Raw genomic sequence first — 16,235 nt, 5'->3', positions numbered from 1 at the left:
ATGGGGACGTTGCAGGAATTGAGTCCGTCATTAAGGAGTGCCCATGCCCACTGAAGTTCGTCTCGCCCAAACCACCGATGCCGAGGGCATCAGCCAGGTCATTCTGGCGGCTCTGCATGACAGCAATGCCCGGGATTATCCGGCTGATGTGATTGCGCGGGTGGCGAGCAACTTTACTCCCGAGTCTGTCGTGGCATTGCTCGCGCGTCGAACAGTGTTGGTAGCCATTCAGGACGACGTGATCGTTGCCACTGCCGCCCTCGATGCCAACGTGGTGCGCTCGGTGTTCGTCAATCCGGCGCTGCAAGGGCAGGGCATCGGGCGTTTGCTGATGATTGAAATCGAGCTGCGGGCACGGGAGGCCGGGGTGACGACGCTGAATGTGCCGTCTTCGCTGACGGCCGAGCCGTTTTATACCAAGCTGGGGTTTCATACGGTGCGCGATGTTTACCATGGTAATGAACGCACGCTGGTGATGGAGAAGTCGCTGTCATCGCGCCATCCCATTGGCGCCTATCGCGACCGGCCGCATCGGGCGCAGGTGGTAGCGCTGTGGCAGGCGGCGTTTGGTTATGACGCTGCGCACAACCTGCCGGGCTTGGCGATCGACAAGAAGCTGGCGGTCAACGATGGGTTGTTCTTTGTGGCTACCGACAAGAAAGCGGTGATCGGCACCATTCTCGCCGGCTACGACGGGCATCGTGGCTGGCTGTATTCGGTGGCGGTGCATAACGATTATCGCCGTCAGGGCCTGGGCGCTTCGCTGGTGCGGCATGCGGAACAGGCGTTGACTGCGTTGGGCTGCATGAAGATCAACCTGCAGATCACCAGCGGCAATGATGCGGTGATGGGGTTTTATGAGGCGTTGGGTTATGGCGCCGAGCCGCGGATCAGCATGGGCAAGAAGATCCTGGAAAACATCCCGACGGATAAAGCCTGAACTTCGGTTTTCCAAACACTGAAATCAAATGTGGGAGCGGGCTTGCTCGCGAAAGCGGAGTGTCAGTCAATAAATCTGTCGACTGACACTCCGCTTTCGCGAGCAAGCCCGCTCCCACATTTTGGTTTTGCAGTGTTGCTTAGACCTTGACGATCCAGCCCTCAGGCGCTTCGACGTCGCCGGACTGCACGCCAGTCAGCTCTTTGTAGAGCTTCTGGGTGACCGGGCCGACTTCTTTTTCGCTGTAGAACACGTGCAGTTTGTCTTTGTACTCGATGCCGCCGATCGGGGTGATCACGGCGGCGGTGCCGCAGGCGCCGGCTTCCTTGAAGTCCGACAGCTTGTCGATCAGCACGTCGCCTTCAACCACTTCCAGGCCCAGGCGGGATTTGGCCAGTTCGATCAGCGACAGGCGGGTGATGCCTGGCAACACCGACGGCGACTTCGGGGTGACGAACTTGTTGTCGTGGGTGATCCCGAAGAAGTTGGCCGAGCCGACTTCTTCGATTTTCGAGTGGGTGGCCGGGTCGAGGTAGATGCAGTCGGCGAAGTTGGCTTTTTTCGCCAGGGAACCGGGCATCAGGCTGGCGGCGTAGTTGCCACCGACCTTGGCCGCGCCGGTGCCGTTCGGCGCGGCACGGTCGTAACCGGAGATCAGGAAGTTGTGCGGGGTCAGGCCGCCCTTGAAGTAGGCGCCCACCGGGATGCAGAAGATCGAGAAGATGAATTCCGGTGCGGTGCGCACGCCGATGTTGTCACCGGTGCCGATCACGAACGGGCGCAGGTACAGCGCGCCGCCGGTGCCGTATGGCGGGATGAACCGCTCGTTGGCGCGGACCACTTCCTTGCAGGCTTCGATGAAGGCGTCGGTCGGCACTTGTGGCATCAGCAGGCGACCACAACTGCGCTGCATGCGCGCGGCGTTCTGGTCGGGACGGAACAGGTTGATCGAACCGTCCTTGCAGCGGTAGGCCTTGAGGCCTTCAAAGCATTGCTGGCCGTAGTGCAGGGCGGTGGAGCCCTCGCTGATGTGCAGCACGTTGTCGTCGGTCAGGGTGCCTTCTTGCCAGGCGCCGTCCTTCCAGGTCTGGAGGAAACGCTTGTCGGTCTTGATGTAGTCAAAACCCAGCTTGTCCCAATTGATGCTTTCGTTACCCATGACACCCTCTATCTTTTGTCAACCGCCTGGTCGAAGGCAGGCTTATGGTTTATTTCTGGATGGGCGCAACAATACTTCATTCCCCGGTGCGTTCGCACCCCCTGTAGGAGCGAGCTTGCTCGCGAAGGTCGTGAACGATGACGCTGGAAACCTGGTGCCCAGCGGTGTTCTCCGGTTTTTTCGCGAGCAAGCTCGCTCCTACAGTTGGGAGTTGGGTGTGATTGCCCGTTACATGTGCAATGCGTGGCCCAGGGCCCGCAGCGCCGCTTCCTGTACCGCTTCGCCGAGGGTTGGGTGGGCGTGGATGGTGCCCGCCACGTCTTCCAGGCGTGATCCCATTTCCAGGCTCAGGCCGAAGGCGGTGGACAATTCCGAGACACCCACGCCCACCGCCTGCCAACCGACGATCAGGTGATTGTCGCGGCGCGCCACTACCCGCACGAAGCCGGTTTTCGACTCGAGGGTCATCGCCCGGCCATTGGCGGCGAACGGGAAGCTCGAGACGATGCAGTCCAGCCCTGCGGCCTTGGCTTCGTCCGGGGTCTTGCCGACTACCACCAGTTCCGGGTCGGTGAAGCACACCGCCGGGATTGCGGCCGGGTTGAATTCGCGGGATTTACCGCTGATCAGTTCGGCGACCATTTCGCCCTGGGCCATGGCGCGGTGGGCGAGCATCGGCTCACCGCTGAGGTCGCCGATGGCCCACACGTTGCGCATGCTGGTCTGGCAACGGCTGTCGATCTTGATCGCCGAGCCGTTCATGTCCAGGTTCAAGGCTTCAAGGTTCCAGCCCTGGGTGTTGGGTTTGCGACCAACGGCAACCAGCACCTGGTCGGTTTCCAGCGACAGCGTCTCGCCGCTGGGGTCGCGCACTTGCAGGGTGTTGTTTTCAAAGCCGGTGACGCTGTGTTTCAGGAACACCTTCATCCCCAACTGCTTCAGGGATTCGGCCACCGGCTGGGTCAGTTCGGCGTCGTAGGCCGGCAGGATCCGGTCTTGCGCCTCAACCACGCTGACGTCTGCACCGAGCTTGCGATAGGCAATCCCCAGCTCCAGGCCGATATAGCCACCGCCCACCACGATCAAGCGTTTAGGGATGCGTTTCGGCGCCAGAGCTTCGGTGGACGAGATGATCGGCCCGCCAATCGGCAGCATTGGCAGGTTGACACTTTTCGAACCGGTGGCCAGCAGCAGGTGTTCACACTGAATGCGCTGGTCGCCGACGTCGACGGTCTTGCCATCCACGACTTTGGCCCAGCCATGAATGACCTGGACCTTGTGCTTTTTCAGCAGCGCGGCAACGCCGGTGGTCAAGCGGTCAACGATGCCGTCTTTCCATTCAACGCTTTTGCCGATGTCCAGGGTCGGCACATCGACTTCGATGCCCAGCGGTGAGCCCTGGCTGTGGTGCACGGTTTGCTGGAACTGTTCGGCGACATGGATCAGCGCCTTCGATGGAATGCAGCCAATGTTCAGGCAGGTGCCGCCCAACGATTGGCCTTCCACCAGAATGGTCGGGATGCCCAGTTGGCCGGCGCGAATCGCTGCGACGTAACCGCCAGGCCCGCCGCCGATAATCAGCAGCGTGGTGTGCAATGTTTGAGACATGGGTTACTCCAGGAACAGGCTGGCGGGTTGTTCGAGCAGGCCACGGATGGCCTGGATGAATTGCGCCGCGTCCATGCCATCGACCACCCGGTGATCGAAGGAACTGGAGAGGTTCATCATCTTGCGGATTACAATCTGGCCCTTGATCACCATCGGCCGCTCGACAATCCGGTTGACTCCGACGATGGCCACTTCCGGCAGGTTCAGCACGGGTGTGCTGACGATCCCGCCCAATGCGCCCAGGCTGGTCAGGGTAATGCTCGAACCCGACAGCTCATCGCGACTGGCCTTGCCATTGCGCGCAGCATTTGCCAGACGATTGATTTCTTCCGCCGTGCCCCACAAGTTGCGGGCTTCGGCGTGACGCACCACCGGCACCATCAGGCCGACATCGCTCTGGGTGGCGACGCCCACATGCACCGCGCCGAGGCGGGTGATGACCTGGGCTTCGTCGTCGTAACGCGCGTTGATTTGCGGGTAGTCGCGCAGTGCGACGACCATGGCCCGCACCAGGAACGGCAGCAGGGTCAGCTTGCCGCGGGTGGCGCCGTGTTTCTCGTTGAGATGCACGCGCAACTCGTCGAGGGCCGTGACGTCGATCTCTTCCACGTAGCTGAAATGCGCGGCACGCCGGGTGGCGTCCTGCATGCGCTGGGCGATCTTGCGGCGCATGCCGATCACCGGGATTTGCTGCTCGTCGTTGCGTTCGGCGTAAGGGTTGGAGGCATTGGCATTTTGCGCCGGACCCTGGAGCAAGTAAGCGTCCAGATCTTCATGCAGAATCCGGCCGGCCGGGCCTGAGCCCTGGACCAGTCGTAGCTGGATGCCAGCATCCAGCGCATGTTTGCGCACGGCCGGGGAGGCCAGCGGGCGGTCATCGGCCTCGCGGGCCACGGGCGCTTGCGCAGCCGTCACCGCAGGCTTGGCTGCCGGCTTGGGTTCAACCACCGGCGCGGCCTTGGCTTCGACTTTCGGTGAAGGAGCAGGTGCAGGCGCGACCTCTTCAACCACCGCCGACAACGCCGACTCCCTGGTATTGCCTGCGCCTTCCACTTCAATGCTGATCAAGATACTGCCGACCGCCATGACTTCACCTGGCTCGCCGCCGAGGGAAATCACCTTGCCGTGCACCGGCGACGGAATGTCCACCATGGCCTTGTCGGTCATCACGTCCGCCAGCACCTGGTCTTCTACCACCAGGTCGCCGACCTTGACGTGCCATACCGACAATTCAACTTCTGCGATGCCTTCGCCAATGTCCGGCATCTTGATAACGTGCGTGCCCATTCAGACCTCCATAACCCGATGCAAAGCCGCGCCCACTCGGGTCGGGCCAGGGAAATACGCCCACTCTTGCGCGTGCGGGTAGGGGGTGTCCCAACCGGTGACGCGCTCGATTGGCGCTTCCAGGTAGTGGAAGCAATGCTCCTGCACCAGCGCCACCAACTCGGCGCCGAACCCGCAGGTACGGGTGGCTTCGTGAACGATCACGCAGCGGCGGGTTTTCTTCACGGAATTGACGATGGTTTCCAGGTCCAGCGGCCACAGGCTGCGCAAGTCGATGACTTCAGCATCGATGCCGGTTTCTTCGGCGGCGACTTGCGACACATACACCGTGGTGCCGTAGGTGAGGATGGTCACGTCCTTGCCCGGGCGGGCGATGGCGGCCACGTCCAGCGGCACGGTGTAGTAACCGTCCGGTACTTGCGCTTGCGGATGCTTCGACCACGGGGTTACCGGGCGGTCGTGGTGGCCGTCGAACGGGCCGTTATACAGGCGCTTGGGTTCGAGGAAGATCACCGGGTCATCGTTTTCGATGGAAGCGATCAGCAAGCCCTTGGCGTCGTACGGGTTGGATGGCATCACCGTGCGCAGGCCGCAGACCTGGGTGAACACCGCTTCAATACTCTGGCTGTGGGTCTGGCCGCCGTAGATGCCGCCGCCGCAGGGCATGCGCATGGTCAGCGGTGCAGTGAACTGGCCGGCCGAGCGATAACGCAGGCGGGCCGCTTCGGAAATGATCTGGTCGGTGGCGGGGTACACGTAGTCGGCGAACTGAATCTCGGCCACCGGCCGCAGGCCATAGGCGCCCATGCCGACGGCCACGCCGACGATCCCGCTTTCGGAGATCGGCGCGTCAAACACCCGCGAGGTGCCGTACTTGTTCTGCAAGCCTTCGGTGCAACGGAACACGCCGCCGAAGTAACCGACGTCCTGGCCGAACACCACCACATTGTCGTCGCGCTCAAGCATCACATCCATGGCCGAGCGCAAGGCCTGGATCATGGTCATGGTCGTGGTGGTCATGGCGGTTTCCAGCTCGATATTGTTGTTGTGATCGTTCATGTCAGACCCCCAACTCTTGACGCTGGCGCTTCAAGTGCTCAGGCATCTCTTTATAGACGTCTTCGAACATGGTCGCGGCGCTTGGAATCTGGCCACCGGCCAGGGTGCCGTACTGTTCGGCTTCTTTCTGGGCCTTGATCACTTCGGCTTCAAGTTCGGCACTGACCGCCGCGTGTTCCTCTTCGGACCACTGGTTGATGCGGATCAGGTGCTGCTTGAGGCGAGCAATCGGGTCGCCCAGCGGGAAGTGGCTCCAGTCGTCGGCGGGACGGTATTTGGACGGGTCGTCTGAAGTGGAGTGCGGGCCGGCGCGATAGGTCACCCACTCGATCAGGGTTGGCCCCAGGTTGCGACGGGCGCGTTCGGCGGCCCAGGCGGAGGCGGCGTACACCGCGACAAAATCGTTGCCGTCCACCCGCAGGGAGGCGATGCCGCAACCTACGCCGCGTCCGGCAAAGGTCGTGGCTTCACCGCCGGCGATGGCCTGGAAGGTGGAGATCGCCCACTGGTTATTCACTACGTTAAGGATCACCGGCGCCCGGTACACGTGGGCGAAGGTGAGGGCGGTGTGGAAGTCGGACTCAGCGGTGGCGCCGTCGCCGATCCAGGCCGAGGCAATCTTGGTATCGCCCTTGATCGCCGAGGCCATGCCCCAGCCCACACCCTGTACGAATTGGGTGGCGAGGTTGCCGGAAATCGTGAAGAAGCCGAAGTCTTTTACCGAGTACATGATCGGCAACTGGCGGCCCTTGAGCGGGTCGCGCTCGTTGGACAGCAGTTGGCAGATCAGGTCTACCAGCGGCACTTCGCGGGCCATCAGGATGCTTTGCTGGCGGTAGGTGGGGAAGCACATGTCGTCGATGTTCAACGCCAGGGCCTGGGCGCTGCCGATGGCTTCTTCGCCGAGGCTTTGCATGTAGAACGACATCTTTTTCTGACGCTGGGCGACCACCATGCGGTTGTCGAAAATCCGCGTCTTGAGCATGGCGCGCATGCCCTTGCGCAGAATCTCGACCGGCACGCCTTCAGCCCACGGGCCGAGGGCCTGGCCCTGATCGTCGAGCACGCGAATCAGGCCTTTGGCCAGGTCGGCGGTGTCGGCGGGTTCTACGTCAATTGGGGGTTTGCGCACCGTGCCTGCGTCAGTCAGGCGCAGGTAGGTAAAGTCGGTCTTGCAGCCTGGGCGGCCCGAGGGTTCGGGGACGTGCAGGCGCAGTGGTTCATACTGCTGAGTCATGGCTTTCTACGCTCTATCTTGTGAATTTCTTGTAGTGGGCGCGGTAGCTGACAGTCCGTCTTCGGGTAGAAGAAATCTTGTCCTACAACAATCATAGGCTCGGGGCAGGAGAATATTTATCTCTGTTTCATTGCGTTGGAGATCATTTGGGGATAAAAAAACTGCATAAACATAATAAACAGGTGGTTTTGTCTCATGCGCAAACTGGACCGTATCGATATCGGCATTCTGAACGCCCTTCAGGAGAACGCCCGCATCACCAACGCCGACCTGGCCCGCTCGGTCAACCTGTCGCCCACACCGTGTTTCAACCGGGTCAAGGCGATGGAAGAACTGGGGCTGATTCGCGACCAGGTGACACTGCTGGACGCCGACCTGCTGGGGCTGCACGTCAATGTGTTCATCCACGTCAGCCTGGAAAAACAGAACGAACTGGCGTTGCAGCAATTTGAAGGGGCGATTTCGGATCGGCCCGAAGTGATGGAGTGCTACCTGATGGCCGGCGATCCCGACTATTTGATTCGGGTGCTGGTGCCGACCATCCAGTCTTTGGAGCGCTTCATGATGGACTTTTTGACCAAAGTCCCGGGCGTCGCCAACATCCGCTCCAGTTTTGCCCTCAAGCAAGTGCGCTACAAAACCGCACTGCCGCTACCGGCGAATGGCATCAACCTCGGTTAATGAGCGACACAAAACAAATGTGGGAGCGGGCTTGCTCGCGAATGCGGTGTACCAGTCTATATCTTCGGTGACTGACACTCCGCATTCGCGAGCAAGCCCGCTCCCACACTTGTAATGCATTTCACAGTTGGTTGAGCGGAATCTTCAGATACACCACCCCATTTCCTTCCGCCGGCGGCATCACCCCGGCCCGCACATTCACCTGAATCGCCGGCAGCAACAATGTAGGCATGCCCAACCCGGCATCCCGAGTGGTGCGCATCTCGACAAACGCCGCCTCATCCACCCCATCATGCACATGAATATTCCCCGCCCGTTGCTCAGCCACCGTGGTCAGACACTTGGCGGCGCGCCCTTCGGGCGGATAGTCATGGCAGACATACAGGCGGGTCTGCGGCGGGAACGCCAACAACTTGCGCATCGACGCAAAGAGCTGGCGCGCATCGCCGCCAGGGAAATCGCAGCGCGCCGTCCCCACATCCGGCATGAACAGCGTGTCGCCCACCAGAATCAACTGGTCATCAATCAGGTAAGCCATATCCGCCGGCGTATGCCCCGGTACATGTAGCGCCTGGGCCTTCAGATTACCGATGTGAAACACCTCATCCGGCGCAAACAGGTGGTCGAACTGCGACCCATCTACCCGAAACTCCGGCTCCAGGTTGAACAGGTTCTTAAACACCCCCTGCACCTTGCTGATGGACTCCCCAATCGCGATCTTGCCCCCCAGCTGCCGACGCAGATACGGTGCCGCCGACAAGTGATCCGCATGGGCATGGGTTTCCAGCAACCACTGCACCTGCAAGCCATGCTCGCGCACAAACGCGATCACCTTGTCCGCCTGGCCGGTACCGGTGCGTCCGGAGGCCGGGTCGTAGTTGAGCACCGAATCAACGATGGCGCATTGGCCACCGTCCGTTTCATAGACGACGTAGGTGTAGGTCGACGACGCCTCGTCCAGAAAGGATTGAATCAACGCTGACATGACGGGTTTCCCAGATAGCTAATGGCGACTTACATTCAGTTAGGTTTCCACATAACCTTGTGAGCTTAAGTGAATTAAAGGACCCGAGGCAAAGGATGGCATCGTGGTGGCAAACAGCTAGGGCGTGATGCCATACGGCAACGACCCTTGCGTGCATTAACTAAAAAAGGCCATAGACCATGAACGACCAACACTGGGGACCTACCATCAGTGGCGATATCGTTGTCATCGGTGGCGGCTCGGCGGGCATCGGCCTGTTGGCCAGCCTGCTCAAGCGCGACCCGCACCTGAACATCATCCTGATCGAACCCAGCGACCACCACTACTACCAACCGGCCTGGACCTTGGTGGGCGGCGGCGCCTATGACGTTACCAAGACCGTGCGCCCCATGGCCGACGTGCTGCCCAACGGCGTCACCTGGATCCAGGCGGCGGTCAGCGAATTACTGCCCGACGAGCAAACCTTGGTGCTCGACAGCGACCAGCGCGTCAGCTGGAAAAACCTGATTGTCTGCCCGGGCCTGCGCCTGGCCTGGGAAAAAATCGAAGGCTTGCCAGAGACCCTTGGCCAGCATGGCGTAACGTCCAACTACAGCTACGAACACGCCGCCTACACCTGGCAACTGGTGCAGCAACTCAAGCATGGCACGGCGCTGTTCACCCAGCCGGCCATGCCGATCAAATGCGCCGGCGCCCCGCAAAAAGCCATGTACCTGTCGTGCGATCACTGGCTCAGGCAGGGTGACCTGAAAAACATCAAGGTCGAATTCAACCTGGCCGGCGCTGCCTTGTTTGGTGTACCGACCTTCGTGCCGCCGCTGATGAAGTACGTTGAAAAGTACTCGGCGCAACTGGCGTTCAACTCCAACCTGGTCAAGGTCGACGGCCCGGCGCGCAAGGCCTGGTTCGAGATCAAGGACGCCGAAGGCAATGTGCGCGTCGAAGAGAAAACCTTCGACCTGCTGCACGTCGTCCCGCCGCAAGTTTCTCCGGACTTCATCCGCCAAAGCCCCCTGGCCGATGCCGCCGGCTGGTGCGAAGTGAACCCCCAGAGCCTTCAACACCTGCGCTACCCGCATATCTTCGGCCTGGGCGATGTGTGCTCCACCACCAACGCCAAGACCGCCGCGGCGGTGCGCAAGCAAATCGTGGTGGTGGCGGAAAACCTGCTGGCCCTGCGCAAACAGGCACCGATGCCGCTCAAGTACGACGGCTACGGTTCCTGCCCGCTGACGGTGGAGAAGGGCAAGGTGGTGCTGGCCGAGTTCGGCTATGGCGGCAAGCTGCTGCCGACCTTTCCCCTCGACCCGACCGTGGCGCGGCGTTCGGCATGGTTCCTCAAGGCGAGTTTCCTGCCGTGGTTCTACTGGAACGGCATGCTCAAGGGCCGCGAGTGGTTGACCCGTCTGGCCAAGGTGGATTGAGGCAACCCTATGCTGCTGGCAAGTTTTTTTGGCGTGTTGATGGGGTTGGTCATGGGCTTGACCGGTGCCGGAGGCGGCATCCTAGGCGTCCCGGCGCTGGTGTTGGGGCTGGGTTTGACCATGACCCAGGCCGCGCCCGTGTCGTTGTTCGCGGTGGGTGCCGCCGCCGCCGTGGGGGCTATCGATGGCTTGCGCCATGGCCTGGTGCGTTACCGCGCGGCGATGCTGATTGCGCTGCTCGGCGCGCTGTTTTCGCCGCTTGGGGTGTTCTTCGCCCATCAGATGCCGGAGAAGGTCCTGATGGGCCTGTTCAGCGCGCTGATGGTGCTGGTGGCCTGGCGCATGCTGCAACGCGAGAAGCTTGAAGCCGGGCCGAGCGACCACGGCACCGCGTCGTGGGGCCAGAAGAATTGCATGCTCGATCAACAGACCGGACGCTTTTCCTGGACCGCCAAATGCACCGCCACCCTGGCGGCCCTCGGCGCGGTGACCGGTGCGGTCTCGGGCTTGCTCGGTGTGGGCGGTGGCTTTCTGATCGTGCCGGCGTTCAAGCAACTGACCGATGTGCAGATGCGCGGCATCGTTGCCACCTCGCTGATGGTGATCAGCCTGATCTCGTTGATCGGCGTGGTCGGCGCGTTTCATGCCGGGGTCAGGATCGAGCCGATGGGCTGGGTGTTTATCGGGTCGAGCATTGTCGGCATGTTGGCGGGGCGGCGCCTGTGCTCGGTGATCAAGGCGCGCACCTTGCAGGTGGGTTTTGCCACCCTGTGTGTGCTGGTGGCGGCGGGCATGCTGTTTCGGGCCCTTATGCAGGTGCCTTGAAATGCACGGGTATCAGCGCCGCAGGTAGGCACCGAAGTCGATGTCCCCGGCGCTGAGAATCGCCTGCACCCGATTGTGCACGTTCAACTTGCGCAGGATCGCCGAGACATGGGCCTTCACCGTGGTCTCGGCAATCTCCAGGCTATAGGCAATTTGCTTGTTCGAGTCGCCTTTGGTCATCCGCTCCAGCACCAGCAATTGCTTGCGGGTCAGGGCCTGCAGCAGTTCCGGCGCAAGCCCCAGGCAATCATTCATGCGCCGTTGCCCGCCGATTTTCTGGCTGCGAATAATCTCCGGCGGCAAATACACATTGCCGTTGAGAATCTGTTGGATCGCCTCGGTCATCTGCAGCCTGGGCGAGGACTTGGTGATAAACCCCACCGCGCCATAGGTGATGGCTTGCAGCACGACCTGCTTGTCCTGCTCGGCAGACACGATCACCACCGGAATCGTCGGCGACTCGTTGCGCAGGTTGATCAGTCCATTGAGGCCGTGCATGCCGGGCATGTTCAGGTCCAGCAGGATCAGATCCAGGTCATCGTGCTCCTGGCTCAGGGCCAGGGCGCTGTCCAGGTCGCCGGTTTCCATCACTTCGCTGCCGGGGAACCCGTCGCTGATGACGTTGTGGATCGCTTCGCGAAACAGTGGGTGATCGTCGGCAATCAGAATTTTGTACATGGCCGTTCACCTTATTATTTTTGCTTATTTAAGCAGGTCCCATCCATAGGGGCATGCGCCCATTACATGCCAGTCTCGATGCCTTGGGAATGCGACGATAGAGAGGGGAATCAGTACCAAAGTAGTAGATCGTGCCGTGCGTCGCGATTTCAGCGCTACCCATTGGTCTGATTGCATTCAGTGCCGGATGGGTTAGTGTGGGGCGCATCTTCCAGAATAATAAAAACAGGCTTACCAATGAGCCCGAACCTGAGTCTGCTGCGTAAATTCGTTTCCCCTGAAATCATCTTTGGCGCTGGCTGCCGGCACAACGTAGGCAACTACGCCAAGACCTTTGGCGCGCGCAAGGTGCTGGTGGTGAGCGATCCCGGCGTGGTGGCTGTCGGCTGGGTGGCCGATGTCGAGGCCAGCCTGCAAGCCATCGGCATCGACTACTGCCTGTACACCGCCGTCTCGCCCAACCCCCGGGTTGAAGAGGTGATGCTCGGCGCCGAGGTCTACCGTGAAAACCATTGCGATGTGATCGTCGCCGTCGGTGGCGGCAGCCCGATGGACTGCGGCAAGGCCATCGGCATCGTGGTCGCCCATGGCTGCAGCATCCTCGAGTTCGAAGGCGTCGACACCATCCGCGTGCCGAGCCCGCCGCTGATCCTGATCCCGACCACCGCTGGCTCCTCCGCGGATGTCTCGCAGTTCGTGATCATTTCCAACCAGCAGGAGCGCATGAAGTTCTCCATCGTCAGCAAGGCGGTGGTGCCCGATGTATCGCTGATCGACCCGGAAACCACGGCGAGCATGGACCCGTTTCTCTCGGCCTGCACCGGCATCGATGCGCTGGTGCATGCCATCGAGGCCTTCGTGTCCACTGGCCACGGCCCGCTGACGGATCCCCACGCGCTGGAAGCCATGCGTCTGATCAATGGCAATCTGGTACAGATGATCGCCAACCCCAGCGACATCGCCCTGCGGGAGAAAATCATGCTGGGCAGCATGCAGGCCGGGCTGGCGTTTTCCAATGCGATCCTCGGCGCGGTGCATGCCATGTCCCACAGCCTTGGCGGCTTTCTCGACCTGCCGCATGGCCTGTGCAACGCGGTGTTGGTGGAACATGTGGTGGCGTTCAACTACAGCGCGGCACCGGAGCGCTTCAAGGTGATTGCCGAGACCTTCGGCATTGATTGCCGGGGCCTCAACCACCGGCAAATCTGCGGCCGGCTGGTGGACCATCTGATCGCCTTGAAGCACGCGATCGGCTTCCATGAAACCCTCGGCCTGCATGGGATTCGAGTGGCGGACATTCCATTTCTGTCGCAGCACGCCATGCACGACCCGTGCATCCTCACCAACCCGCGCGAATCCAGCCAGCGTGACGTCGAGGTCGTCTATGGCGAAGCTCTCTGACGATCAGCAACGGGCACTCGCGGGGCTGCTGGGGCTGGGCAACCAATCGGCGCGCAAGAGCCATTACCCCGAACTGACCGCGCGCCTCGATGAGCTGGAGGCCGAGCGCAAACGCTACATCCGCCTCAACGACGAATTGGAACAGCGGGTCGCGGCGCGTACCGACGAGTTGCTGGAAGCCAACCGCAACCTGCAACAGCAAATCGCCCAGCGCGAGAAGATCGAGCAGGACCTGCGCGATGCCCGGGATGCCGCACAGGCCGCCAACCGCAGCAAGGACAAATACCTGGCCGCCGCCAGTCATGACCTGCTGCAACCCCTCAACGCCGCGCGCTTGCTGATCTCCACCCTGCGCGAGCGCAACTTGCCCAGCGTCGAACACGTGTTGGTGGAGCGCACCCACCAGGCCTTGGAAGGCGCCGAGGATTTGCTCACCGACTTGCTGGATATTTCGCGACTCGATCAAGCGGCGGTCAAGCCGGACATTGCCCTGTACCGTCTCGACGAACTGTTCGCACCGCTGGTCTCGGAATTCCAGTCGGTGGCCGCGGCGTCCGGGCTGAACCTGCGGGCGCGTACAGGCCATTACGCAATCAACACCGATCTGCGGCTGGTGACGCGGATCCTGCGCAACTTCCTCAGCAACGCCTGCCGCTACACCAGCGCGGGCTGCATCCTGCTGGGCGCCCGCCGCCGGGGTGAGCGGTTGCGCCTGGAGGTGTGGGACACCGGGCGCGGAATTGCGGCGGACCGTCTGCACTCCATCTTCCTGGAGTTCAATCAACTGGACGTGGGTCGCGCCGCCGACCGCAAGGGCGTGGGACTGGGGTTGGCGATTGTCGAGCGCATCGCCGAGGTCCTCGGTTATCCGGTGGCGGTGCGTTCGTGGCCGGGGCGCGGTTCGATGTTCAGCATCGAAGTTCCCATCAGCGAGGACATGCCGCTGCCCATCAGCGTGGTGGCCGCGCAACCGAGCACCGGCAACCCGCTGCCGGGCCGCCGCCTGCTGGTGCTGGATAACGAAGTCAGCATCCTCGACAGCATGAGCGCGCTGCTTGGGCAGTGGGGCTGCGAGGTGGTCACTGCTACCGATCAGGCCGGCGCACTGGTTGCGTTGCAGGGCAGGGCACCGGAGCTGATTCTCGCGGACTATCACCTGGACCATGGCGTGGTGGGCTGTGAGGTAGTGCGCCAGTTGCGCGAGCATTTTGGCCACAGGATTCCGGCAGTGATTATCACCGCCGACCGCACCGACCAATGCCGCCGTGCATTGCAGCGGCTGGACGTGCCATTGCTGAACAAACCGGTCAAGCCCGGCAAGTTGCGGGCGGTGTTGACCCAGTTATTGGCCTAGCCACTTGATACCCGTCAACACCGGGCGTGACGCTTTGCCTCATGCTGCGGGCCTGATTTAAAGGCCGACGGAGAACCCCATGAGTGCCCCCGCAACAACTGCTGCTTCATTCAAGTTGCCCCTGGGCCTGGTGGCCGGCGTACTGGTGATGGTCGGCGTGCTGCTGTTGCCGTTGCCGGCCGACTTGCCGGTGGCCGGGCACCGGATGCTGGCGATCCTCGCGTTTGCGGTGGTGGTGTGGATCACCGAAGCGGTCTCCTATGAGGCCAGCGCGATCATGATCACGTCGTTGATGGCGTTTTTGCTCGGCACCGCGCCGTCGCTGCAAGACCCCACGCACCTGATCGGCTCCAGCCCGGCGATCAGCATGGCGTTGACGGGGTTTTCCAACCCGGCATTGGCGTTGGTGGCGGGTGCGTTGTTTATCGCGGCAGCCATGACCCATACCGGACTGGACCGGCGCATTGCGTTGGTCACCCTGACCCGCGTGGGTACCAGCACCCGGGGGATTCTCGTCGGGGCAATTGCCGTGACCATCCTCCTCAGCCTGGTGGTGCCCAGCGCGACGGCGCGCAGCGCGTGTGTGGTGCCGATCATGATGGGGGTGATTGCGGCGTTCGGCGTGGACAAGCGCTCCAATATCGCAGCGGGGATCATGATCGTCGTGGCTCAGGGCACGAGCATCTGGAACGTCGGGATTCAGACGGCGGCGGCGCAGAACCTGCTGACGGTTGGCTTCATGGACAAGATGCTGGGGCAGCGGGTGTCGTGGATCGATTGGTTGATTGCCGGGGCGCCGTGGGCGGTGATCATGTCGGCGGTGTTGTTGTTTTTGGTGTTGAAGCTGCTGCCGCCGGAAAGTGACAGCATTCCCGGGGGCAAGGAGGCGGTGGCGCAGTCGCTGGTGGATATCGGGCCGATGACGGGGCCGCAGAAGCGGTTGCTGACGGTGTCGGTATTACTGCTGCTGGCGTGGGCGACCGAGGGACGACTGCACAGCTTTGATACGACTTCGACGACCTACGCCGGGTTGGTGTTTTTGCTGATGCCGGGGATTGGGGTGATGACCTGGAAGGATGTGCAGTCGCGGATTCCGTGGGGCACGGTGATTGTGTTTGGTGTGGGTATCAGCCTGGGTACGGCGTTGCTGACGACCCAGGCGGGGCAGTGGCTGGGGGCGCAGGTGGTGGCGCATACCGGGTTGGATCAGGTGGGGCCGCTGGGGGTGTTTGCGATCCTGGGGGCGTTTTTGATTGTGATTCATTTGGGGTTTGCCAGTGCCACGGCGTTGACCTCGGCGTTGTTGCCGATTTTGATTGCGGTGTTGCAGACGTTGCCCGGGGAGTTCAGTCGGCTGGGGATGACGATGTTGCTGGGGTTTGTGATGAGCTACGGGTTTATCCTGCCCATCAATGCTCCGCAGAATATGGTGTGTTTGGGGACCGGGACGTTTACGGCTCGGCAGTTTGCCAAGGTTGGGATTTTGGTGACGCTGGTGGGGTATGGGTTGATGTTGGTGTTTGCTGCTACGTATTGGAGTTGGTTGGGGTGGGTTTGAGGTGGGGGGCATATCCGTTATTTAGGTAACGGCCGCTTA

Annotated in this window: 14 protein-coding genes; 7 read left to right on the top strand and 7 right to left on the bottom strand. The window is 61.6% G+C overall.

What is annotated here, in order from left to right; translation table 11 throughout:
* Positions 1-43 precede the first annotated feature (43 nt).
* On the top strand, positions 44-940 hold the full coding sequence (locus tag SNL23_RS23465; RefSeq protein WP_318303726.1) for a GNAT family acetyltransferase: 897 nt from the start codon (positions 44-46) through the stop codon (positions 938-940).
* A gap of 139 nt (positions 941-1,079) precedes the next feature.
* Here SNL23_RS23465 and SNL23_RS23460 read toward each other — a convergent pair whose 3' ends face one another.
* From SNL23_RS23460 to SNL23_RS23440, 5 genes are all read right to left on the bottom strand, one after another.
* Positions 1,080-2,099 carry a branched-chain amino acid aminotransferase gene (locus SNL23_RS23460; protein WP_318303725.1) on the bottom strand — a complete coding sequence of 340 codons (1,020 nt, stop codon included), beginning with the start codon at positions 2,097-2,099 and terminating at the stop codon, positions 1,080-1,082.
* A gap of 228 nt (positions 2,100-2,327) precedes the next feature.
* On the bottom strand, positions 2,328-3,707 hold the full coding sequence (gene lpdA, locus SNL23_RS23455; protein WP_318303723.1) for a dihydrolipoyl dehydrogenase: 1,380 nt from the start codon (positions 3,705-3,707) through the stop codon (positions 2,328-2,330).
* Positions 3,708-3,710: 3 nt separating this feature from the next.
* A complete protein-coding gene (locus SNL23_RS23450; RefSeq protein WP_318303721.1) occupies positions 3,711-4,994 on the bottom strand; it encodes a dihydrolipoamide acetyltransferase family protein in 1,284 nt (427 codons plus the stop codon).
* Complete coding sequence (locus SNL23_RS23445) at positions 4,995-6,053, bottom strand: alpha-ketoacid dehydrogenase subunit beta (RefSeq protein WP_003212859.1); 1,059 nt, start codon at positions 6,051-6,053, stop codon at positions 4,995-4,997.
* Between the two features lies 1 nt (position 6,054).
* Positions 6,055-7,290 carry a 3-methyl-2-oxobutanoate dehydrogenase (2-methylpropanoyl-transferring) subunit alpha gene (locus tag SNL23_RS23440; RefSeq protein ID WP_167663069.1) on the bottom strand — a complete coding sequence of 412 codons (1,236 nt, stop codon included), beginning with the start codon at positions 7,288-7,290 and terminating at the stop codon, positions 6,055-6,057.
* A 195-nt stretch (positions 7,291-7,485) separates the two neighbouring features.
* On the opposite strand from SNL23_RS23440, the gene bkdR reads away from it, so the two are divergent.
* Entirely contained in the window at positions 7,486-7,971 is a 486-nt protein-coding gene (bkdR, locus tag SNL23_RS23435; RefSeq protein ID WP_003212855.1) for a Bkd operon transcriptional regulator BkdR, read from the top strand.
* A gap of 121 nt (positions 7,972-8,092) precedes the next feature.
* Here bkdR and SNL23_RS23430 read toward each other — a convergent pair whose 3' ends face one another.
* A complete protein-coding gene (locus tag SNL23_RS23430; RefSeq protein ID WP_318303718.1) occupies positions 8,093-8,956 on the bottom strand; it encodes an MBL fold metallo-hydrolase in 864 nt (287 codons plus the stop codon).
* A gap of 179 nt (positions 8,957-9,135) precedes the next feature.
* On the opposite strand from SNL23_RS23430, the gene SNL23_RS23425 reads away from it, so the two are divergent.
* Complete coding sequence (locus SNL23_RS23425) at positions 9,136-10,380, top strand: FAD/NAD(P)-binding oxidoreductase (protein WP_076014265.1); 1,245 nt, start codon at positions 9,136-9,138, stop codon at positions 10,378-10,380.
* Positions 10,381-10,389: 9 nt separating this feature from the next.
* Positions 10,390-11,205: a sulfite exporter TauE/SafE family protein gene (locus SNL23_RS23420; RefSeq protein WP_318303716.1), complete on the top strand. Its 816-nt coding sequence runs from the start codon at positions 10,390-10,392 to the stop codon at positions 11,203-11,205.
* Positions 11,206-11,217: 12 nt separating this feature from the next.
* Here the strand turns inward: SNL23_RS23420 and SNL23_RS23415 are convergent, their stop codons facing one another.
* Positions 11,218-11,883, bottom strand: coding sequence for a response regulator transcription factor (locus SNL23_RS23415; protein WP_063028558.1), 666 nt, complete (start codon positions 11,881-11,883; stop codon positions 11,218-11,220).
* Positions 11,884-12,120: 237 nt separating this feature from the next.
* On the opposite strand from SNL23_RS23415, the gene ercA reads away from it, so the two are divergent.
* The 3 genes from ercA to SNL23_RS23400 all read left to right on the top strand — a co-directional run bounded on the left by ercA (position 12,121) and on the right by SNL23_RS23400 (position 16,196).
* Complete coding sequence (gene ercA, locus SNL23_RS23410; RefSeq protein ID WP_318303714.1) at positions 12,121-13,284, top strand: alcohol dehydrogenase-like regulatory protein ErcA; 1,164 nt, start codon at positions 12,121-12,123, stop codon at positions 13,282-13,284.
* Positions 13,268-14,638, top strand: coding sequence for an ATP-binding response regulator (locus tag SNL23_RS23405; RefSeq protein WP_076014261.1), 1,371 nt, complete (start codon positions 13,268-13,270; stop codon positions 14,636-14,638). The genes ercA and SNL23_RS23405 overlap by 17 nt, the downstream gene beginning before the upstream one ends.
* A gap of 79 nt (positions 14,639-14,717) precedes the next feature.
* Positions 14,718-16,196, top strand: coding sequence for a DASS family sodium-coupled anion symporter (locus SNL23_RS23400; RefSeq protein ID WP_167663072.1), 1,479 nt, complete (start codon positions 14,718-14,720; stop codon positions 16,194-16,196).
* The last annotated feature ends 39 nt before the right edge of the window (positions 16,197-16,235 follow it).

Origin of the sequence: Pseudomonas sp. SED1 (genome assembly GCF_034044025.1) — a bacterium.
Lineage (GTDB): Bacteria > Pseudomonadota > Gammaproteobacteria > Pseudomonadales > Pseudomonadaceae > Aquipseudomonas.
This window is presented reverse-complemented; position numbering and strand designations above follow the sequence as displayed.